The 20057-nt window shown below is 66.4% G+C and carries 16 protein-coding genes; 10 read left to right on the top strand and 6 right to left on the bottom strand.

Annotation, left to right across the window (positions count from 1 at the left end; genetic code table 11):
• The first annotated feature begins 7 nt into the window (after nt 1-7).
• The 5 genes from P12x_RS24580 (at nt 8) to P12x_RS24560 (ending at nt 7569) form a co-directional block, all read left to right on the top strand.
• A complete protein-coding gene (locus P12x_RS24580; RefSeq protein ID WP_435007653.1) occupies nt 8-1258 on the top strand; it encodes a HesA/MoeB/ThiF family protein in 1251 nt (416 codons plus the stop codon).
• A gap of 4 nt (nt 1259-1262) precedes the next feature.
• Complete coding sequence (locus P12x_RS24575) at nt 1263-2024, top strand: Uma2 family endonuclease (RefSeq protein WP_435007652.1); 762 nt, start codon at nt 1263-1265, stop codon at nt 2022-2024.
• 16 nt (nt 2025-2040) lie between these two features.
• Nucleotides 2041-3408 (top strand): Mov34/MPN/PAD-1 family protein, encoded by a 1368-nt coding sequence (locus P12x_RS24570; RefSeq protein WP_435007651.1) that lies wholly within the window; start codon nt 2041-2043, stop codon nt 3406-3408.
• Between the two features lie 61 nt (nt 3409-3469).
• Nucleotides 3470-4702 (top strand): M48 family metallopeptidase, encoded by a 1233-nt coding sequence (locus P12x_RS24565; RefSeq protein ID WP_435007650.1) that lies wholly within the window; start codon nt 3470-3472, stop codon nt 4700-4702.
• 152 nt (nt 4703-4854) lie between these two features.
• Entirely contained in the window at nt 4855-7569 is a 2715-nt protein-coding gene (locus tag P12x_RS24560) for an MMPL family transporter (RefSeq protein WP_435007649.1), read from the top strand.
• Between the two features lie 37 nt (nt 7570-7606).
• On the opposite strand, the gene P12x_RS24555 is transcribed toward P12x_RS24560, so the two are convergent.
• Together P12x_RS24555 and P12x_RS24550 are read right to left on the bottom strand one after the other, a co-directional pair.
• Nucleotides 7607-7756, bottom strand: coding sequence for a hypothetical protein (locus P12x_RS24555; RefSeq protein WP_435007647.1), 150 nt, complete (start codon nt 7754-7756; stop codon nt 7607-7609).
• 12 nt (nt 7757-7768) lie between these two features.
• A complete protein-coding gene (locus P12x_RS24550; protein WP_435007645.1) occupies nt 7769-7954 on the bottom strand; it encodes a hypothetical protein in 186 nt (61 codons plus the stop codon).
• Between the two features lie 147 nt (nt 7955-8101).
• On the opposite strand from P12x_RS24550, the gene P12x_RS24545 reads away from it, so the two are divergent.
• Entirely contained in the window at nt 8102-9811 is a 1710-nt protein-coding gene (locus tag P12x_RS24545; RefSeq protein WP_435007643.1) for an ABC transporter permease, read from the top strand.
• Nucleotides 9812-9856: 45 nt separating this feature from the next.
• On the opposite strand, the gene P12x_RS24540 is transcribed toward P12x_RS24545, so the two are convergent.
• The 4 genes from P12x_RS24540 to P12x_RS24525 all read right to left on the bottom strand — a co-directional run bounded on the left by P12x_RS24540 (nt 9857) and on the right by P12x_RS24525 (nt 14885).
• The gene (locus P12x_RS24540; protein WP_435007642.1) at nt 9857-11701 is read right to left on the bottom strand and encodes an ABC transporter permease; all 1845 of its coding nucleotides are present in this window, start codon (nt 11699-11701) and stop codon (nt 9857-9859) included.
• 440 nt (nt 11702-12141) lie between these two features.
• Nucleotides 12142-12594, bottom strand: coding sequence for a hypothetical protein (locus P12x_RS24535; protein ID WP_435007641.1), 453 nt, complete (start codon nt 12592-12594; stop codon nt 12142-12144).
• Between the two features lie 337 nt (nt 12595-12931).
• Complete coding sequence (locus P12x_RS24530; RefSeq protein ID WP_435007640.1) at nt 12932-14164, bottom strand: DUF6236 family protein; 1233 nt, start codon at nt 14162-14164, stop codon at nt 12932-12934.
• Nucleotides 14165-14453: 289 nt separating this feature from the next.
• The gene (locus tag P12x_RS24525) at nt 14454-14885 is read right to left on the bottom strand and encodes a hypothetical protein (RefSeq protein WP_435007639.1); all 432 of its coding nucleotides are present in this window, start codon (nt 14883-14885) and stop codon (nt 14454-14456) included.
• A 718-nt stretch (nt 14886-15603) separates the two neighbouring features.
• Here P12x_RS24525 and carA point away from each other — a divergent pair.
• From carA to P12x_RS24505, 4 genes are all read left to right on the top strand, one after another.
• A complete protein-coding gene (carA, locus tag P12x_RS24520) occupies nt 15604-16749 on the top strand; it encodes a glutamine-hydrolyzing carbamoyl-phosphate synthase small subunit (protein WP_435007638.1) in 1146 nt (381 codons plus the stop codon).
• A gap of 122 nt (nt 16750-16871) precedes the next feature.
• A complete protein-coding gene (locus P12x_RS24515; RefSeq protein WP_435007637.1) occupies nt 16872-18188 on the top strand; it encodes an adenylosuccinate synthase in 1317 nt (438 codons plus the stop codon).
• 28 nt (nt 18189-18216) lie between these two features.
• Nucleotides 18217-19050, top strand: a complete 834-nt coding sequence (locus P12x_RS24510; protein WP_435007636.1) for an isoprenyl transferase — start codon at nt 18217-18219, stop codon at nt 19048-19050.
• 45 nt (nt 19051-19095) lie between these two features.
• Nucleotides 19096-20010 (top strand): phosphatidate cytidylyltransferase, encoded by a 915-nt coding sequence (locus P12x_RS24505; RefSeq protein ID WP_435007635.1) that lies wholly within the window; start codon nt 19096-19098, stop codon nt 20008-20010.
• The last annotated feature ends 47 nt before the right edge of the window (nt 20011-20057 follow it).

Below are 20057 nucleotides of genomic sequence, written 5' to 3'. Positions count from 1 at the left end.
GGAGCCGATGGACGATTCGCCAGTGACCTTCCTCGATGATGACTCTGCATCGTCCGGTGATTCCGACTCCGCCGGCCCCCTCGACGAGTCCCCCCTGATCATCGACGAATCCGACCGCTACGGCCGGCTCCGCCTGATCCCCTGGTGGCGTCAGGAGCGGCTGGCCGAGGCTCGGGTGCTGGTGGTCGGGGCCGGCGCCTTGGGGAATGAGGTCCTCAAGAACCTGGCGTTGCTGGGCGTGGGCACGGTCATCGTCATCGACCTCGACGCGGTCGAGCCTTCCAACCTCTCGCGGTCGGTCCTGTTCCGCCTCGAAGATGGCGGTCGTTCCAAGGCTGAGGTCGCCGCGCAGCGATCGAGCGAGATCAATCCCGAGGTCACCTTCCACCCGATCCGGGGGGACGTGATCACCGACCTGGGGCTCGGCCTGTTCGCCGATGTCGACGTGGTGATCGGCTGCCTCGACAACCGCGAGGCCCGGCTCTGGGTCAACCGCCAGTGCTGGAAGGTAGGCACGCCCTGGGTCGATTCGGGGATCCAGGAGATTCAGGGGGTCGTCAAGGTCTTCGTCCCGCCCGACTCGGCCTGTTATGAGTGCGCGATGACGGCTCGGGATTATCAGCTCCTGAACGTCCGGTACTCCTGCCCCCTGCTCCGCCGCGACCAGATCCTCGAAGGCAAGGTGCCCACAGCCCCGACGATCGCCTCGATGATGGCCGCCCTGGAGGTGCAAGAAGCCCTCAAGATCCTCCACGGGATGCCGGTCGCGGCCGGTTCGGCGATGGTCTTCAATGGGGTCACGAACCAGTTCTACACGACCCAGCTCCCGCGCCGGGACGACTGCCTGAGCCACGAAACCTATCCCGAGCCGACCTCGCTCAAGCTGGGCCACAAGGCGACGGTCGCCGAACTCTTCGCCGAGGCCGGCAAGACGCTGGGAGGTTCCTTGAGCCTGGCCCTGGAACGCGACCTGGTCACGTCGATCCATTGCCCTCGATGCGAGACTCGGGTCGAGATCCTCCGCCCCCGGACCAAGGTGGGGATGTCCGAGGCCCTCTGCCCCACCTGCAGCGAGCCCGGCCGACCCGAGATCGTCAGCGAAGTCCTCGAGGATTCCCCCCTGGCGCGCCTCCCGCTGGCGAAGGTCGGCATTCCGCCTTACGATATCGTGAGGGTCGACGGCCCCGAAGAGTCCGGCTTCTTCCTGCTGGATGGAGACCGGACGTCGAGCTTCGGCCGGGTCACGAGGGAGGGGTGAGAGCATGTCGACCTCCACGACCAAGAACAGCTCGACTCATTCGATCGAGACTGTTCCTCCCCTTCGAAATGGCGATCATCTCTCGGCGGACGAATTCCTTCGTCGCTACGAAGCGATGCCGGATCTGAAGAAAGCGGAGTTGATCGACGGCCGGGTCTACATCCCCTCTGTCGACGCCTATCTATCGGCTCGGAGTCATTCCTCGATGTCCTCGCTGGTCTCATTCGAGAATCACTCCGCCCCCCACTTTGATCTCATCACCTGGCTCGGGATTTATCGAGCGTCCACGATCGGAGTTCGAGGAGGCGACAACGGGACCGTCCGACTCGAACCGAGATCCGTGCCTCAACCCGACGCATTCCTTCTGATCCTCCCTGACCTCGGCGGGAGGACCGCGCTCGGAGAAGACGGCTACATTCAGGGAGCGCCCGAACTTGTTGCCGAGGTCTCCTTCAGTAGCGTGAGCTATGATCTCCACGAAAAACTCGATGCCTATCAGCGCAGTGGAACTCTCGAATATGTTGTCTGGCGGGTCGAAGAAGGAAAGATTGATTGGTTCGTCGCTCGGGAAGGCCGATTCGAGCGATTGAACCCAGGCCCGGACGGTCTCTTGAAAAGCGAGGTCTTCCCCGGCCTCTGGCTCGACGTCGAGGCCCTGATCCGGGGGGACCTGTCGGCGGTCTTCGGGGCGGTCCAGCGGGGCCTGGCGACCGTCGAGCATGCGGACTTCGTCGGACGCCTCCGCCGGGCGGACGCGGAATCATGACCGGGGGCGAGCGGCCTTGAGCACCGACGACATGGTCTTCGAAGAGGTCCGGTACCGCGAGCCCCGGAAGGCCCGCCGGCCCGACCGCGACCGGAAGTTCGCCTGCGTGGCCTACGAGGTCCCGGGGTCGGCCGACCTGCCGATCTTCCTGGATCTCCAGCCCGCCGACGCGATCGAGCGCCACGCCCTGCGCGATACCTCGGTCGAGCTGGGGGGCATCCTCCTGGGGCTGGAATGCCTCGACGACCAGACCGGCGAGCCGTTCGTCTGGATCACCCGATCGCTGGAAGCCAAGCATTACGAGAACACCCAGGCCAGCTTCACTTATACGCATGATTCGTGGGAAGAAATCACCCGCGAGCGAGACCGGTTGTATCCCGACCTCGATATCGTGGGGTGGTATCATACTCATCCGGATTTCGGGATCTTCCTGTCCAGCCACGACCTGTTCATCCACCGGAACTTCTTCGCCCAGCCCTTGCAACTGGCCTACGTGGTCGACCCGATCCGCCAGACTCGCGGGTTCTTCCGCCTGAGGGACGGGGGGCTCGACCAGGTGGGGGGCTTCTACCTGTCGAGCGACCGGAACGATCGCGTGGCGCTGGCCCGATTCGCCAACAACCTGGAATCCATCCCCAACGCCGAGTCGGGCGGTGGGGGCCTCTCCCCCCGACTGGAGGCCGAGCTGATCGCCATGCTCTCACGTCCCCACCAGTCCGCGACCTCATCCCAGGCCGATCGGGCCCAGGCCGCCGCATTCTTCGCCATGATGGGCCTGTTCGCCGGCGTCCTCCTGGTGGTCGCCGGTTCCTGGCTCTACACGCTGACCCAGCAGATCACCGCCCAGACGACCACCCTGGAGAAGCTCGCGAAGTCGGTCGACCAGACCGACAACGCCCAGCAGCTCGCGATCCAGACGCTCCTCGATCGCGAGGGGAACACGCGCGACCCTCGGAAGTTCGTCGACGACTACGCCCGATCTCGCAAGGAGCTGGACGACGCCCGGGCCAGTGCCGAGGCCCAGGCCCGCCTCGCGAATGTGGCCGCGGCCGAGAATCGTCGGCTCGAACGCGAGTTCGAGAAGCTCAAGAAGGCCGAGGCCGAGGCCGAGGCGCGGGCCAAGTCGGAGAGCGAAGACGCCGAGAAGCAGCGCGAAGAGTTCAAGAAGCTGACCGCCGAGCTGGAAGGTATCTACAAGACGCCGCAGGGAGAGCTTTCCAGGAACTTCACGATCGCCCTTTACTCGGCGATCGGCGGTTGGGTCGTGGCCTTGCTGGCCGGCCTGGGGCTGGTGGCACTCTGGGCGTCGAGGAGCCCGATCACCGACGAGCCCGCGCCCGCCCCCGCGGCCCCGCCCCAGGAGCCCCCCCATCAGATCGTCTAGAGCTTTCCTGATCGCGGTGGTGTTGATCCCCCTGGCGATCGCGATACCCGCGGAGTGGTCGGTGGCGGACGAGGGAAATACGGCACCGCCCCCCGAAGTCGGGGCCGTGGCCCACGACCCGGTCCCCGTCCCGGTGCCGTCCGACCAGGCCCTTCGATTCTACCGGACCGGGTTCTGGCTCTGGGGCCTGGGCCGGATCTGGGGGATCGCGGTGCCCGCGTTGATCCTGTTCTCGGGCTTCTCGGGCCGGATCCGAAGGCTTGCCGAGGGGCGCGGGCGGCCCTGGGTGGTGACGATCGGCCTCTACGCGGTGATCTATCTGCTGGTCGAATATCTGATCGACTTCCCCCTGCGATACTACTCGGGATTCGTCCGGCTCCACGAGTACGGGCTCTCGGTCGAGTCGTTCGGCCGGTGGCTTGGCGACTCGCTCAAGGGGCTGGGGGTGCAAATGGCGGGGGCGGTCCTGTTCCTCTGGATCCCGTATCTATTGATCGCGCGTCGCCCTCGCCGATGGTGGATCTCGGTGGGCGTATTTGTGATGATCTTCGCCGCGTTCTCGGCCTTCCTCGCGCCCATCGTCATCGACCCGATTTTCAACGAATTCGGCCCGATGAAGGATGCCCGGCTGGAGTCGAAGATCGAGGCCCTGGCCCGTCGGTCCGGGATCGAGGGGGGGAAGATCTTCGAGGTCGACAAGAGCCGCGAGACGACCACCGTGAACGCTTACGTCACGGGCCTCTTCGGGACCAAGCGGATCGTCCTCTGGGACACGCTCCTGGCGAAGCTCGATGAGGACGAGGTCCTGGCCGTCATGGGGCACGAGATGGGCCACTATGCCCTGAACCACGTCGCCATGGGGCTGGCCCTCTCGTCGTTCGGGACCTTCTTCGCCCTCTTCCTGATCTCCCGGGCGGCCCACTGGTTGATCGGCAAGTACCACCGGAGATTCGGCTTCGACCGACTCTCCGACGTGGCCTCGGTCCCCCTGATCCTGATGCTGGCCCAGGTCACGATGCTGCTCGGCTCGCCGGTCATCAACGCCTTCAGCCGCGGGATCGAGCACGAGGCCGATCGTTTCGCCCTGGAGATCACCCGGAACAACCACGCCGCCGCCTCGGCCTTCGCCAAGCTCCAGCGCGACAATCTCTCGATCCCCTATCCCGACGCGTTCTCGAAATTCTGGCGATCGAGCCACCCCCCGATCGGCGAGCGGATCGAGTTCTGCAACGACTACCGACCCTGGGAAACCGGCGAGCCGCTCCGGTATGGTGGCCTGTTCCGCGAGCCCTGAGTTGCCGCGGACTGGACGCAAATATCGGCGGGTTATGCTAGAATTTGCGGTCCCAGGATTCGGCTGGGCATTTGCAAGACGACCGGATCGTGACCGGACGGATCGCCACCCTCGGACGGAAGGTCGAGGGCGGGGGAGTGGAGCACCCGTTGATGATCGACACCTTGCGGGCGGTGGTGACCCGGCACCCCGGACGGATCGTCGGATTCTGGGTGGTCCTGGCCGTCTCGGTCGGGCTGGCGGCCCCCGACCTCACCCGACTGGCCGCCGAGGGCCAGGCCCACCTGATCGACGAGGACTCCGAGAGCGCCCGGGGCGGAGCCCTGATCCGCGACGCCTGGCCTGATCAGTCGTTCGAGTCTCAGGTGGTGGTCGCTCTGCACCGGCCCGCCGGGCTGACGGTCGAGGATCGGGCCTATGCCCGGAGGCTCGCCGACCGCTTCGAGCACGGGCCCGGCCGCGCCCAGGACATCCTCCGGGTCATCGGGCCCGGATCGAGGCCCGAGATCGCCGCCCGACTGCTCAGCCAGGATGGCACGCTCGAACTGATCGCGGTCCCCCTCTCGACCTCCTTCGTGGCCCCCACGGCCGAGGTCGCCGTCGACTGGCTCCAGGCCCAGGCGGCCCGGCCCGGCCTCTCGGCACCGTCGGGACTGGAAGTCCGCTGGACCGGCGACGCGGCGATCGGTCGCGACTACATGGCGAATGTCCAGACCTCGCTCGATCGGGCGGCGCTGGCGACGGTCGTCCTCCTCCTGGGCGTCTTACTCTTCGTCTATCGGTCGATCTGGCTGGCGCTGGTGCCCCTGATCACGATCGGGATGTGCCTGATCATCTCTCGGTCGATCCTGGCCTGGATGGCGGGCGCGGGGTGGGAGATCTCTCCGCTGGTGGAGCTCTTCCTGATCGTCCTGCTGTTCGGGACGGGGACCGACTTCTGCCTGTTCGTCTCCTGGAGATTCGGGGAGCACTGGGACGCCCGGAACCCCGGCGCCGCCATGCGGATCACGCTCCGTCGCGGGGGCCGGGCCCTGGTCACCAGCGCGGGGACGGTCTTCGTCGGCCTGATGCTGATGGGGACCACCAAGTTCAAGCTCTTTTCCAGCACCGGCCCGAGCGTGGCGATGGGGCTGGTCGTCACCCTCTGCGCGAGCCTCACGCTGGCCCCGGCGCTCCTGGTCTTGCTGGCCCGGTGGCGTCCCGGGGCGTTCGCGGGGATGACCGGGCCTTCCTCGGGCTTCTGGGATCGGTTCGCCCACCGGGCCCTCTCCCGGCCGATCCTGAGCTGGGCCGGGGCGATCGCCCTGATGGCCCCGCTGGCCTGGCTGGGGACCCGGACCGAATTCACCCAGGACACGCTCCTGGAACTCCCCTCGGGGACCGACTCGGCCGAGGCGCTACGCCTGGTTGCTCAAAAGTTCGGGCCGGGCCTGGCGGCCCCCTTGACCGTGGTGGTCGAGTCGAAAGACGACCTCCGGAAGTCGGAGGGCCTGGCCCTGATCGACGAGCTGAGCCGGATGCTCTCGCGTCAGAAGCAACTGGCCGAGGTCCGATCGGCCACCCAGCCGCTGGGGTCGCCCGAGCCCCTGGACCCCGCCCGGCTCTCGGCCCGGCTGGCGGCGGTCAACCAAGGATTCGGGCAGATCGAGGCCGGGGCCGATCAGCTCCGGGCAGGGCTCGAAGAGAACCTGAACAAGATCCGGGCCGCCCGATGGCTGATCGAGCGGACCGGCCTGCCCGTCCCCCGCCCCGACGCCCCGGCCGCCGCCGACGCCAAGGCCAGCCGCGAGGCCATCGCGAAGGGATTCCGCACGGCCGGCTCGCTCCTGGTGAATCCCGGACGGATCGCCGACCTCACCGGGGGGCGCTCGAAGCCTTCGGAGGCCGCCGAGCCCCCCCGCCCCCTCAAGCCGGACGCGACCACCGAGCAACTCGCGCGAGCCGTCGAAGGGGCCGGGCTGATCGCCGACGGGATCCGCCGGGCCTCGGATGAGATCGGCACCATCCTCGAAGACCCCGTGGGCCGCCAGGCCCTCGACCGGCTCCTGATCACGCCCGGGACGGTCCGCGACCACCCCGAGCTTCGCGAGAGCTTCGACACCTACATCACGCCCGATGGCAAGGCCGCGCGGATCGACGTGACCCAGACGGCCCGGATCTTCTCGGCCGAGGCGATGGACGGAGTCCTCGCCCTCCGGAGGAAGATCGACGACCGGCTCGACGAGCAGGACAACGCGATCCAGGCCCGGGCCCTGGTGGCCGGCCCGAATGCCGAGTCGGCCGACATCCGCGCCCTGACCCGGTCCGACCAGGTCCAGAGCTGGTTCGTGGTCCCCATCGGCGTCTTCATCGTGCTGATTCTCGCCCTCCGCGACCCGGTGGCCTGCATGAACCTGGTGGCGACCATGCTCCTGACGTACCTGTTCGCGCTCGGGGCCACGCATCTCCTGTTCATCACCATCCTGGGGTCGGAGGGGCTGGACTGGAAGGTCCCTTATTTCCTCTTCGTCCTCCTGGTGGCCGTGGGGGTGGACTACAACGTCTTCCTGATGGCCCGGCTCCGCGAGGAAGTGGGGACGCTCGGCCTCAGGGCCGGGATCTGCCGGGCCGTGGCCCAGACCGGCGGCCTGATCTCGTCGGCGGCCGCGATCACCGCGATCAGCTTCGCCTCGCTCCTGTTCAGCCCGCTCAGCTCGCTCCGACAACTGGGCTTCGCCCTGGTGATCGGGATCACCGTCGACGCCCTGCTGGTCCGCCCCCTGCTGGTCCCGTGCGGGCACTGGCTCCTGAACCGCCGGTCGGAGTCGAACCGGGTCTCACAACTCCTCTCGCCGAGGACCGAGATGGTCACCCGGGCACGGAATTGACCGCTCGAGGGAAGCGGGCCGGGACTCTTCCGAAAAGCTAGGTCGACTTCGCGAGCAGGCAGGCCCCGAGGCCGAGGACCACCGGCCCGTCCACCGTGTCCGTCGATCGGGGTATCCATCCCCGACTCCTCCGATCCTCGACCAGCTCGGCCTCGGTCGGGGCGTGGTCCCAGATGGCGACCGCCATCACGGCGCCCAGTCAGGTCGAATCGAAGACGGCGTAGAGTTCGGGCGTGATCCGGAGGACCACATCATTCGTGAACTCGTCCATCCCGACGACCTGGACGAATTCGGCGGCGTGGGTCCTGGCCTGGGCCCACTTCAGGACGTCTCCCAGCGACTTCAACGCGGAGAGTGACTCGTGGATGGTTCGAGGTTCGATCATGCCGCTGGATCTCCCCGGTCGGTGAGGGCCGCCTCCGAGGAATGCGATCTCCGAGGGCTCGCGTGACGCGCGAAATCGACAAGGAGGTGTGTTACGATACTCTCGCGGCGGTCCCCCCTGCGTGGTCCGGAGTCGGAGTGGATGGGCATGAACTGGCTTCGCGGGCCGGTCCGGGTCGCCGGGCTTGGCCTCTTGATGGTGCTGGCCCTCTTGCCGATGACCCCCTGGATTGCGTCGGCGATCGATCGGGGGCCGGGCGGTTCGGCCCGGCTCTCGGCGTTCCCGATCGCCCTGGCCCTCTTCGATCCGTTCATCCTCGAGTGCTCGCTCCATAGCGTGATCGTGGCCCTGCTGGTCGCGGCGGGCTCGATGATCCTGGGGGGCGGGCTGGCGCACCTCTCGGGACCACGAAGCTTCTGGGGCCGGGCTCCCCTGGCGATCCTGGCGAGGTCTCCGTTGGCGTCCGGCCCGCTCCTGATCGCCCCCGGGGTCTTCCTGCTGATGGGAGGCCCCGAGGGCTGGGAATGGCTGGCGGCACGCTCGATCCTGGGGTGGTCGGCCGAGGACGTGGCCCGGTGGTCGGCCCTGGTCTGGGTCGGCCTGGCCTGGGGCTCGCCGATCGTCGCCTCGATGGTCGAGTCGGCCTACCCTCACATCGAGCCCTCGTGGATCGAATCGGCGAGGGCCGCGGGGGCCTCCCCGGCTCGCGCCTGGCGCGACGTGGCCTGGCCGATCCTCCGACCCGAGGCGGCCCGAGGCGCGGGGCTGGTCTTCACCCTGGCCCTGGTCGAGCCCGCCGGGCCGATCCTCCTGGGACTCCGGAGGACCCTGGCCGTCGCGATCCTGGGGGCGGCGCACCGGCTGGACCAGCCCACCCGGGCGGCGACCCTGGCGGTCCTGGGGCTCCTGATCGCGGTCGCCGGGCGATGGCTGATCCTCCGGTGGGGCGGCCCCTCGTACCCCCGGCCGGGCTTCGGCCGGGAGGTCTCGCCCACCCCCGCCGGCCGGCTCCGATCGCTGGCGTCGATCCTGCTGCTGGGGGCCTGGTCGGCGATCTCGGCCGGTCCTGTCCTGACGCTCCTCTGGCACCTGGCCGGTACGACCCGAGCGGGCCTCATCGGGTCGTGGTCGGGACTCCTGATCGGGTGGCTGGCCGACCCCGAGATTCGAGGGTTCGCGACCAACGCGGCATCGGCCGGATTGTTCGCGATCGCGCTCGACCTGCTGATCCTCCGGGCGATCTCGTTCGGGGACCGGGGATTCCTGAACTCGGCCGCCCGGCGACTCGTGGACGTCTTCGAGGTCGTCCCGCCGCTCTCGCTGGCCGTCGGGGCAATGGCCCTTCCCTGGCTCCTCGGGGTCCTGGCCGATCAGTCCGGCGAGTCGGTCGGGCCCCGGATTCGGGCGATCGCCCGCGAGCTGAGCCCCGCCCGATGGCCCGGATTCCTGCTGATCGCGGCCCTCGCCGCCGGCCGACTGCCCACGCTGGTCCGGGCCGCCGACCGGGCCATCGACCGATCGCGGCCGGTCCTGGCCGACGCGGCGTTGCTGATGGGAGCCTCGAAGCGCAGGGCTCGCCGGGCGGGCCAGAATCGATGGCTCGGGATCGTGCCCGCGCGTCCGATGATCCTCTCGATCGCCCTCGCCTCGACCGCGCTGGCCCCTGCCCTGCTGCTCGCACCCGGCACCGAACGCCGGACCCTGGCCCCCGCCGTGCTGATGTCGCTCGGGGAATCGGGGCAGCTCTCACCGGAATGGCTCGGGCCGATCGCGGCGATTTTGCTGATCAACCTGGTCGGGTTCGGCCTGGCCTCGGGAGGGCGGTCGGGGTTGCTCGGCGGTTGGTTCCGAGGATGAGTCGGACCTGATCTCATCGAGCAGCGGGAAGTCAACCGGCACCGATCATTCCTGGAACTGGAATTTCCCTTCGGGTTTGCCCGGCGAATCCCCCAGGTGTTCGGGGATCGGCACACCCTGTCGACTCTTCGGTCGCTCGCGGGGAGGATTCAGCAGCCAGTCCTCCGACACCCGGTCGAATTTCCGATCGAACACCCGTGTGGTCGCCCTCAACAAGAATAGGGCGCCACCCATGGCCGCCAGGTCCCAGAACGCGATCCATTGCAGGACGCCCCTGGTGTCCACCCACCTGTTCGTGAGGCTCTCGATGATCTGGATCGCCGCGAAGACGGGGCTGCTCGCCAGGATCGGGGCAATCGCCGAGAACGGCCCATTTCCGCTCGGGCCGGCCAGCACGATGGCGGCGACCGGCATCCCGATCGCATAAAGCACGTAGACGGTCGCCACGACCGCGATCGCCCGGCTCTCGCGGCGAATCCAGACCGAGAGGGCCAGGCCCAGGCTCGCCATCCATGCCCCGTGGGCCAGGATCGTCAACGGCATCAGGAAGGCGGCGAAAGCCCGATCGGAACCGTTGAGCGGCTGGGTTCGAGCCGCTGCGGGCAACGTCGCCGTATATTGGCTCAGGTCGTCCAGGGCGAATGCCCCGCAGAGGAGCGCCGGCCCGATCGCCAGGAGTGGGAGGATCCGGAATGTGGCGAACCATTTGCCCCGGACGATCGAGCGGGTCGACAGAGGCGTCGAGAGCAGGACGTCGAGGCTGCCCCTCCGCCGCTCCTCGGAGAACGCGAGCGAGGCGAACACGGCGATCACGAGGAGCCCGAAGACCGTCTGGATCAGCATGGCCATGACGCCAGCGATGCCGACCCTCGGGTGGAAGCCTTCCGTCAGGATCTCCCAGGCCCCGTGACAACAGGCGATGGTGCTCGCCAGGAGGAGGGCCGTCATCACGATTCGCATCGGCCTCGACGAACGGGTGCGGTTCCACTCGCGCCAGAGGACAGGATTGCCGTCGAGCGAAGGTCCGGGGAGCCGCCGGGTGATTCGACCGACCAGGCTGAGGCCCCGGGTCACCCGGGACTTCCGCCTCGGTCGGGCCTCGCCGAGCGGATTCACGCGGACCCCGAGGATCGAAACGACGAGGCTCAGGGCCGAAAGTCCGAGCGCCACCCCGAAGAAGCAGCCGTATTCCCAGAGCCCGTTCTTCCCCGGCTCGATGTAGGGGGCGAAGGCCAGCCAGAAGGGGTTGGCCGTGAGCATCCATCGCTTGGCGAACCACCCCCCGAAGGTGAAGGAAAGGCTGTAGCCGATCGGATAGGCGAGAAGAATCATGCCCCAGAAGGTATAGACGGCCATCAGGACCTCGTGGACGGTCTTCGCCCAGGTCGAGAAGGCCAGGGCGAGCGAGCAGCCCAGGATGCCGACGGCCAGGGTGATGGCGAACGCCATCGTCAGGTCATCGGGGTTGATCCCGCCCAGGAGCGTCCCCAGGGCCGCGACCGGCCAGGCGCAGGCGATGAGGGCGAAGGTCGGCAGGAGCCTCGCCACCAGCTTCCCCAGGATGATCTCCCGGGAGGTCAGGTCGGTGACCAGCATGTGGGCCAGCGACCCCCGGGACCGCTCGACGCAGACCGCGCCCGCCGTGGCCGCCGGGGCCACGATCATCGTCAGCGCGAGCTGGACGCCGACCATCGCGTAGAAATACGCCTCGCCGATCTTCGCCTGATTCTGGAGCCCGACCGACCACTGGGCGTCGAGATACGACCACCAGATCGACGTCATGCCGATCAGGAGGCAGACGACGAACAGGGCCCGCCCCGCATAGACCTGCCAGCGGCGCGAGCTGATTTTCATCTCGGTGTCGAAGACCGGCCCCAGCCTCGACGACATGGCGTGCCTCCCCCGAAGCCTTGCAAACGATATCCTTCGGAGTCTGACAGGTTGGCGAGGCCCTGTCCAGGAGGGGAGGAAGGTTTCCGCGTCATGGGGTGTCCCCATGGTATCCGGGAATCGTCAGGAGGATCGGCTGCCGCTGGCTCCCGGAGCCTGCTCCGGGCTCGAAAGCGTAAGCAAGCTTCCGCAGTCCAGGGCGGCTTCGCCGCTGGGCGGAACACTTCGAGCCTCAAGGTCTGCCGGAGGCTTTGGAGTGCGGAAGCTTGCTTACGCTTTGCTCGGGCGGAGCTTGCTCCGCCAAAATAAGCTTCGGAATCTGAGAGGCAAGAGGCTCTCCTGGTAGCTCATGAGTATTTTCGAGTAATTATACGTTGGCGACGAGGGTGGCGAGCTCTCGCCACCCGTCCCACCTCGGGTCGATACTCGTCATCGATTGATCAAGGTGGGGAAAGGTAAGCAGATTGCGGCGGGGTCGGGAAATCCTGAGGGCGTCGGACCAGGGCCTCGGCCTCGCACGACATCGGATCCAACCAGAGCGGTCTCGGATAATAGCCTGGGTCGCAGAGCGAGTTCTTCCGGATCAGCCATTCGTCGACCGCGATCCGATGCCTGAGGACGTGAATCCGACGAGAGTCCCGCTCGACGGCGGCCGAGTTACCCCGCTCGGCATCGCGCCCGAGCTTCGCCCGGAAGTGATCGAGCCGTCGCAAGGCCTTCGCCTGATTCACGATATCGTACTGCACCCCGGTGAGGACGTTGTTCACCAGGCCCCCCGGCTCTCGGGGCGGGCCCGGGTCCGTGCCCAATTGGGCGGCGGCGGGCCTCGGGCAGAGCAAGCCGATCATGACAGCCGCCAGGGCGATCGAACCTCGGCATAGAAGCGTGGACATCCCTACCTCCACGATCGAGTCCTTTCGAAATGACACGTGTAATTTATCACACGATTTGGGTGTAGGGATGGAATTGGGAGGGGTTAAGGGAAAGGAGACGCTCTGTGAGTAGGACGATCTCCTCCCTAAAATAGAATTTCCCTTTCGAGGCCCTCTGATCGGGTTTGGCGTGGCTTCGCAAGATAGATCTGGGCGGTTGTGCGAGCGGTATCGCGTTTGAGTGCACGAGAACGAATTTCGATTGGTGCTGGTGGGAGGGATATCATGAACTCACACCAGATATCCTTGAATTGAAAGGAGTTATCGGGCGATGTCATTCGGCCAGATCAAGTGCCGGTCAAACTTGCGTGATGAATTTCAGTAATTTTTCTTGGATCCGTTCCAGGAACTTCCGCGGATTTAGTCCCTCTTCGACCCGCATCAAAAAGGCGGCCGGGTTGGCTCGCTCTGCTTCACGAGCCTTTCGCTGCGAGTTCTGGAGGACGGGGATGATGCCCACCGCAAGACCCGCACCCACACCGAGGACGGGATTAATGGTCAGGCCAGCCGTGCCCAACCCCGACAACAGCGCCGGAACTGCGATCTTGATGTTGAAGATGCCGGTCATGGTCTCGATACCTACGCTGCGAAGGTTGCGATGAAGCTCCTGGACCTTGGGAGTGATGTACTTCTGCGCGACGACCTCTAGGTGGCTGTCGAGACTCTTCTGGCTCGCGCGTTCAAGAGAACCCAACTCGGCCGTGAGCTCCGATATCCAGCTCTGGAAGACCGCGCGTTGTTCAGGATAACGATCCCGCAGTTTGAGGATCGTATCGACTTCGATGGCACCAGGGTCGCGTGGTACGAAGGTCTGTATCGCGATCGAAGCAAGCCGCTGCTCGACCTCTTCATCGGGGTTTTGCGGCGTGGGCGGGAGCACTGTCTCGTTATGTCTCCCCAGCAGGCCGTAAGCCAGTCGCTCTACGGTCCAGCCACCCGTAGCGACGTGATCTAGCGTCTCGTCGGTTACAGGATGCAGGTGCTCCGCGGCGGCGACCTCGTCGGTCAGCACCATCATGTAGATCTGTGCGAGGCTCGGGTGCATGCCGAACCATGCCGGATCGTCGTTGTCGGTTCGCACGAGAAGGTGAGCCTCCTCGAGGCTTCGTGCCAAGGGGATATCCATCTTGGAGGAGTGAATATAGCTGAGGCTTGCGGGTCCGGTCGGAGGTCGACCCATGCATGTGACCAAGGCGTCACCCCATGCTGCCCTGGCTCGTACGTCGTAACGGGCCGATAGGGCCTCGGCATGCCTCTCGAGAACGGTGATAAAGCGAGCGGCTAACGTGACGGGTTGTCCGGCATCGTCCACCGGCCGCGTCGGCGAATTCGCCGCGCTTTCCGGGCTGAAGTTTGTTATGTATTTGCACTCTTTCAGGACTTCCACCGTGTCCGACTCGCGGCCCATTGGGTAGCTCTCCGGGACGATACGCCCCATCTTGTCCCAGTAGAGGGCCGAGAGCTTGAGCCAGCCATCATCCTTGAAATGGATGAGGGGATAATAAAGACCAATTTTGCTGATCGTTCCCATCGCGCGGCCCTCGCATTCGTGGATGATTCGGAGCCATGGTGGTCGGAATCACGTTATCACCTGAAGTGTAAGAGAGGCCATGAGAAACCCGGGGAAGATTGCCGAGACATCCGAAGATGTTTGGTATCACAATCCGTTGACCTTCGGGATCAAAAAGACCTTGTGGCCCCGAAACCCTTTTGTATCTGCTGCGAAACCCTTTCGAGCCCGCTTATCCCGGATGAGACTTTCAGGGTCAAAAGATCGAAACCCGGAAATTCGGCGGAAATTCGGTGCGGGAAATTCGGTGTCAGAGACCTACCCGCTGATCCTCGCTGTTTACCGCACTGGCTTTACGGCGACTACGTAGCCCAAGGTAGATTGCGGCAGGAATCGCGATCAGAGTCGCGACCTTGAACCATGCCGGGTAGGGAAGCTTGGCGACGTTGTAAACGACGCCCGCCAGCAGGATCAATCCGACGACGGCACTGCTTCCCCTCCCGCCGATGCGACCGGCCAGCCACATGCTCGCGAAGGTGGTGGCCGCCCAGGCCGGAACCACGAGGGCTAAAAACCACTGCGGATACCGTTCCACATGCCGACACATTTCCTCCATCGTTCCGCCGAAATCCGTGGGTACGGGATGAACCACGGCGCTGACCATCTCGACGGCGATGACCAGCACCAGAGCGAGAGCCAACCCGGCCAGGATCGAACCGACCGTGCGAAGAGTGGCGACCATCGTGAGTCATTCTCCGTTCGGATTCCCCGAGGGGATAGGAAAGGGTGAACGTCGGTATCCTCTATCTCTTCGGCCTTCCTGGTCCAAATCGAGAGTCCTTCGTCCGGTTCCTCGCCGGGCTTCCGATCCTCTCCCGGACTCCGCTTCCCTATCCTATGGTCGGCTACCCCGGGACGAGCCACCGATTCACGAACGAGGGGCGTTTCCCTGGGCTGGTCGGGGCTCCTCGGTCCCCCGGCCCCCCGGCCCTTGGAAGAAGTGTGATTCCAACTCGCCGATTCCACGATCCTCTCCAGGAACGGCCACGAGTGGGATCCTGGCGGTTGACCGGGGTCAAGCCCCAAGCGAGGGCGGCGTTCCTGGTTCTTCGACCGGCTGGAACAAACCCATTCCCCTTGTCCAGAACGAACCCACCATGGCGCGAATCGAACCCACTTTTGCCGTTCGACGACGGATCGAAGCCACTTTTTGGTCGGATCGAACCCATTCTGGGTCGGATTTGTCGGATCGAAGCCACTTTGGGGGCAGATCGAAGCCATTCTTGGCGTCGGAACAAACCCAATGATCCGGTTGGCCGACCCCGGGAGAAATCGTAGGCTTGATTCGACTGGTGGCATCGTGGTCCGGGCGGATAGACTATTCAGGCCTTCTTCGGGACGAGATGTCGGCCGGGGCCGGGGTTGAGGTGGGGCGGGTTCTTCAGCGACAAACACTCATCATGGATATTGCCAAGCTCGCGCTGGAAGACGGTTCGGTGTTCACGGGTCGGGCGTTCGGGGCCAGGGGCGAGGTTGACGGCGAGGTCGTCTTCAACACGAGCATGACCGGCTATCAGGAGATCCTGACCGACCCTTCGTACCACGGCCAGATCGTCGCGATGACGTACCCGATGATCGGCAACTACGGCGTGAACGCCGAGGACGCCGAGAGTGCCCGGCCCTGGGTCCGCGCCTTCGTGGTCCGCGAACTGAGCCGACTGGCGAGCAACCAGCGGTCGAGCGGGACCCTGGACGCCTACCTGACCCAGCACGGAGTCCTCGGGATCGAGGGGATCGACACCCGGGCCCTGGTCCGCCTGACCCGCGAGCATGGGGCGATGAAAGGCATCGTCTCGACGACCGACCTGGACGATGCCCGGCTGGTCGAGCGGGCCAAGGCGAGCCCCGGCCTGATCGGTCGCGACCTGACCGCCGAGGTCATGGGGGCCGAGGCCGTGACCTGGGAACCGGGGTTCACCCCGGGCTTCGAATCGGCGACCCACGCCCCGTACAAGCCCGACGGGAAACGTCGGCCGCACGTGGTGGCCCTCGACTTCGGGATGAAATGGAACATCCCCCGGCACCTGGTCGAGACCGGCTGCCGGGTCACCGTGGTCCCCGGGGCCAGCTCGGCCCGCGCGATCCTGGAGCATCAGCCCGACGGGATCTTCCTGTCCAACGGACCGGGGGACCCCTCGGCCCTGGGGGGGGCCGTGGCCACGATCCGGACCCTGATCAAGGACGCCGCCGAGTCGAGCGGGACCCCGATCTTCGGGATCTGCCTGGGGCACCAACTGCTCGGCCAGGCGTTCGGCGGCAAGACGTACAAGCTCAAGTTCGGCCACCGGGGGGCGAACCACCCGGTCCGGAACGAGCGGACGGGCAAGGTCGAGATCACCACCCAGAACCACGGGTTCGCCGTCGATCCGACCAGCCTCCCGGCCGATGTCGAGCCCAGCCACATCAACCTGAACGACCAGACGCTCGAAGGGCTCCGCCACTCGCGGTTGCCGGTCACGGCCGTCCAGTATCATCCCGAAGCCTCGGCCGGGCCTCATGATAGCAATTATCTGTTCGCCGAGTTCCGGGAGCAGATCGGCGAGTAGACGTCCCGGATTTTGTCGATTATGGGATTTCGTGCCTCCAGGCCAATTGACGGACCTGGGCGAGATCGGTACTTTGGTCTTTGCATTGCAAAGGCAACCGTTTGAATCGGAGATTAGCCGCCGTGCCATCGACCTGCGTCGTCGGACTTCAGTGGGGCGATGAGGCCAAGGGGAAGATCGTGGACTGGCTCTGCGACCGGCACGACGTGGTCGTCCGGTATCAGGGCGGGGCGAACGCGGGGCACACGGTAGTCGCCGACGGGGTGACCTACAAGCTCTCGCTGGTCCCGACGGGACTCCTCCGGCCGACGATCGACTGCGTGATCGGCAACGGCGTGGTGATCCACCCCCCCGCGCTGCTCAAGGAGGTCGAGACCCTGACCTCGCAGGGGGTCCAGGCCGAGGGCCGGCTCCTGATCAGCGACCGGGCCCACGTGATCCTCCCCTACCACATCGAGGAAGAGCGGCTGACCGAGGAGTCGGTCTCGGCCGCCGATCACCTGGGGACGACCCGCCGGGGGATTGGCCCCTGCTACAAGGACAAGGTCGGTCGGGTCCACGGGGTCCGGGTCGGCGACCTCTACCATCCGAAGCAGTTCGCCGAGCATGTCGGGCGAATCGTCGCCTATAAGAATCGGCTGCTCTCGGCGATGCTGCCCGACTTCGTCCCGATGGACGCCGGCGAGGTGACCCGCGAGTATCTCGGCTATGCCGAGCGGCTCCGCCCCTACGTCCGGGACACGACGGCCTGGCTCCACGGCGCCCTGGCCGGCGGCAAGCGGCTCCTGTTCGAGGGGGCCCAGGGGTCGCTCCTGGATATCGACCACGGGACCTATCCCTACGTGACCAGCTCGAACAGCAGCGCCGCGGGGATCGCGGCGGGCTCGGGCGTGCCGACCCGGCATATCGACCGATGGTTGGGGATAGTCAAGGCCTACACCACCCGCGTGGGCGGGGGCCCGTTCCCGACCGAGCTGGACAACGAGATCGGCGAGCGGATCCGGCGGGTCGGCAAGGAGTACGGGACGGTGACGGGCCGACCTCGCCGATGCGGCTGGTTCGACGCGGTGGCGGTCCGCCACTCGGCCCGGGTCAGCGGCTCGACCGAGATCGCGGTGATGCTCCTGGACGTCCTGAGCGGCCTGGACACCTTGCAGGTGGCCGTGGCCTACGAGGACGAGGAGGGGCGTCGGGTCGAGGATTTCCCCGGCCACCTGGCCGACCTGGAGCGTTGCCGACCGGTCTTCGAGGCCATGCCCGGCTGGCAGGAGGACGTGACCGGGGCCCGAAGCTGGGATGACCTCCCGGCGGCGGCCCGCAAGTACGTCGATTTTCTTGAAGTTCAGATTGGCGTGCCGATTGCGATCGTCTCGGTCGGTCCCGACCGGAAACAGACCATCGCCCGGCCGATGCGCGGGTCCCTGGCCGGGGCTCTCTGAGGTCACCGATCGTGGGGAGTCGTTCCTGATGCAAGCAGCGACGAAGATCGAGACGGCGGGGGCGGCCCCCGTCCCGGCGTTCGGCCCCGAGGCCCTGGCCATCGGTCCCGAAGGGCTCGCGCGGCTCTCCCCGCTGGGGCTCCGGCCCGAGCAACTCCCCCGACACGTCGCGATCATCATGGACGGCAACGGCCGATGGGCGCAGAACCGGGGCCAGCCCCGGATCTTCGGGCACCGCCAGGGGATCCGGAGCGTCCGATCGGTGGTCGAGGAAGGGTGCCGGATCGGGCTCGACCAGCTCACGCTCTACTGCCTCTCGGTCGAGAACTGGAAGCGGCCCCCTCGCGAGCTGAAGTTCCTCCTGCGGCTCCTTCGGCACTTCCTGGTCGTGGAGCTGGAAGAGTTGATGGAGCAGAAGGTCCGACTGACCATGATCGGCCGGCGCGAGGGACTTCCGCCCGACGTCCTCCGCGAGCTGGACCGATCCGTCGAGGCGACGGCCGAGAATCCCGGGATGACCCTCTGCCTGGCGATCAACTACGGGGGCCGGACCGAGATCGCCGAGGCCGCCCGGAAGATCGCCCGGGACGCGCGGTCGGGCCTACTGGACCCCGACTCTGTAGACGAGGCGACCTTCGCCGGTTATCTTTCGACGTCCGGGATGCCCGACCCCGACCTCCTGATCCGGACCGCCGGCGAGATGCGCGTGAGCAACTACCTGCTCTGGCAGATCTCCTACGCCGAACTCTGGGTGACGCAGCTGCTCTGGCCCGACTTCCGGGGCGACCACCTCCTGGAAGCCTGCGTGGCCTACTCGAAGCGTCGGCGGAAATTCGGGGCCCTGATCGACCCGGTACCCTGAGCTGAACTGGCCCCTTCACCCCGACCGCCGAGGCCCTCCCCACCCATGCTCGCCACCCGGCTGGCGACCGGCCTGACGCTGGTCGCGGCCCTCCTCGCGGTCCTGATTCTCGACGAGCGGCTCGCCCCCTGGTTCCCGCTCTGGTTCCTCACCTCGACGGTCATGATGGCCCTGGCCTCGATGGAACTGGTGGGGCTCCTGGGAGCCACCAGCGTCAAGCCATCGGGCAATACCGTCCTGGGCGGGACGATGGCGCTGGTCGTGGCCAACTGGGCCCCGCACCTCGTCCGCCAGCTCAACATCGACCCCGAACGGCCGATCCCGGTGGACTTCGACCCGTCGGCGATGATCGACGTGATGGCCTGGCCGCTCTGGACCTTCGTGGCCGTGATGATGGCCGCCTTCTTCTCGCAGAGCCTCCAGTTCCGAAGGCCTGGCCAGACGATGGCGACGCTCGCCGGGACGATCCTGGCCATCGCCTACGTCGGGCTCCTGGGCGGCTTCATCATCCAGATCCGATGGTTCGACGGCCCCTACCACGGCCTGATCCCGCTGACCTATCTGGTGGCGACCGCCAAGGGCTCGGACACCGGGGCCTACACGATGGGCCGGATCGCCGGCCGCCACAAGCTCTGGCCCAGCCTGAGCCCGAACAAGACCATCGAAGGGGCCATCGGCGGACTGGCCTTCGGCGTCGGGGCCGCCCTGATCGTCACTTCGGTGGCGAAGTACGCGCTCGACGCCCCCGGGCTCGAGTGGGGCGAGTCGGTCGGCTTCGGCCTGATCGTCGCCGCGACAGCCCAACTCGGCGACCTGATGGAATCGATGATCAAGCGGGACTGCGAGCGGAAGGACGCCTCCTCGGCCGTCCCCGGTTTCGGCGGGATCCTGGACGTCCTGGATTCGCTCCTCTTCGCCGCCCCGGTCGCCTACGGCTTCTGGAATTGGTTCGGTCCTTGAAGGTCAAAGCCAAGCTCTCCCCGGATGCTGGGGAAAACCCTGGCGAT

Source organism: Tundrisphaera lichenicola (assembly GCF_051175385.1).
GTDB lineage: Bacteria > Planctomycetota > Planctomycetia > Isosphaerales > Isosphaeraceae > Tundrisphaera > Tundrisphaera lichenicola.
The sequence above is the reverse complement of the archived record's forward strand: the minus strand, read 5'-3'. Positions and strand labels throughout refer to the sequence as shown.

What these genes read in the sequence shown, in the direction of transcription:
- P12x_RS24535 (WP_435007641.1), bottom strand. Translation starts at nt 12,594, where the DNA reads ATGTCCACGCTTCTATGCCGAGGTTCGATCGCCCTGGCGGCTGTCATG.
- P12x_RS24560 (WP_435007649.1), top strand. Translation starts at nt 4,855, where the DNA reads ATGATCGACACCTTGCGGGCGGTGGTGACCCGGCACCCCGGACGGATC.
- carA (WP_435007638.1), top strand. Translation starts at nt 15,604, where the DNA reads ATGGATATTGCCAAGCTCGCGCTGGAAGACGGTTCGGTGTTCACGGGT.
- P12x_RS24525 (WP_435007639.1), bottom strand. Translation starts at nt 14,885, where the DNA reads ATGGTCGCCACTCTTCGCACGGTCGGTTCGATCCTGGCCGGGTTGGCT.
- P12x_RS24575 (WP_435007652.1), top strand. Translation starts at nt 1,263, where the DNA reads ATGTCGACCTCCACGACCAAGAACAGCTCGACTCATTCGATCGAGACT.
- P12x_RS24530 (WP_435007640.1), bottom strand. Translation starts at nt 14,164, where the DNA reads ATGGGAACGATCAGCAAAATTGGTCTTTATTATCCCCTCATCCATTTC.
- P12x_RS24540 (WP_435007642.1), bottom strand. Translation starts at nt 11,701, where the DNA reads ATGTCGTCGAGGCTGGGGCCGGTCTTCGACACCGAGATGAAAATCAGC.
- P12x_RS24555 (WP_435007647.1), bottom strand. Translation starts at nt 7,756, where the DNA reads ATGGCGGTCGCCATCTGGGACCACGCCCCGACCGAGGCCGAGCTGGTC.
- P12x_RS24550 (WP_435007645.1), bottom strand. Translation starts at nt 7,954, where the DNA reads ATGATCGAACCTCGAACCATCCACGAGTCACTCTCCGCGTTGAAGTCG.
- P12x_RS24510 (WP_435007636.1), top strand. Translation starts at nt 18,217, where the DNA reads ATGCAAGCAGCGACGAAGATCGAGACGGCGGGGGCGGCCCCCGTCCCG.
- P12x_RS24505 (WP_435007635.1), top strand. Translation starts at nt 19,096, where the DNA reads ATGCTCGCCACCCGGCTGGCGACCGGCCTGACGCTGGTCGCGGCCCTC.
- P12x_RS24580 (WP_435007653.1), top strand. Translation starts at nt 8, where the DNA reads ATGGACGATTCGCCAGTGACCTTCCTCGATGATGACTCTGCATCGTCC.
- P12x_RS24545 (WP_435007643.1), top strand. Translation starts at nt 8,102, where the DNA reads ATGAACTGGCTTCGCGGGCCGGTCCGGGTCGCCGGGCTTGGCCTCTTG.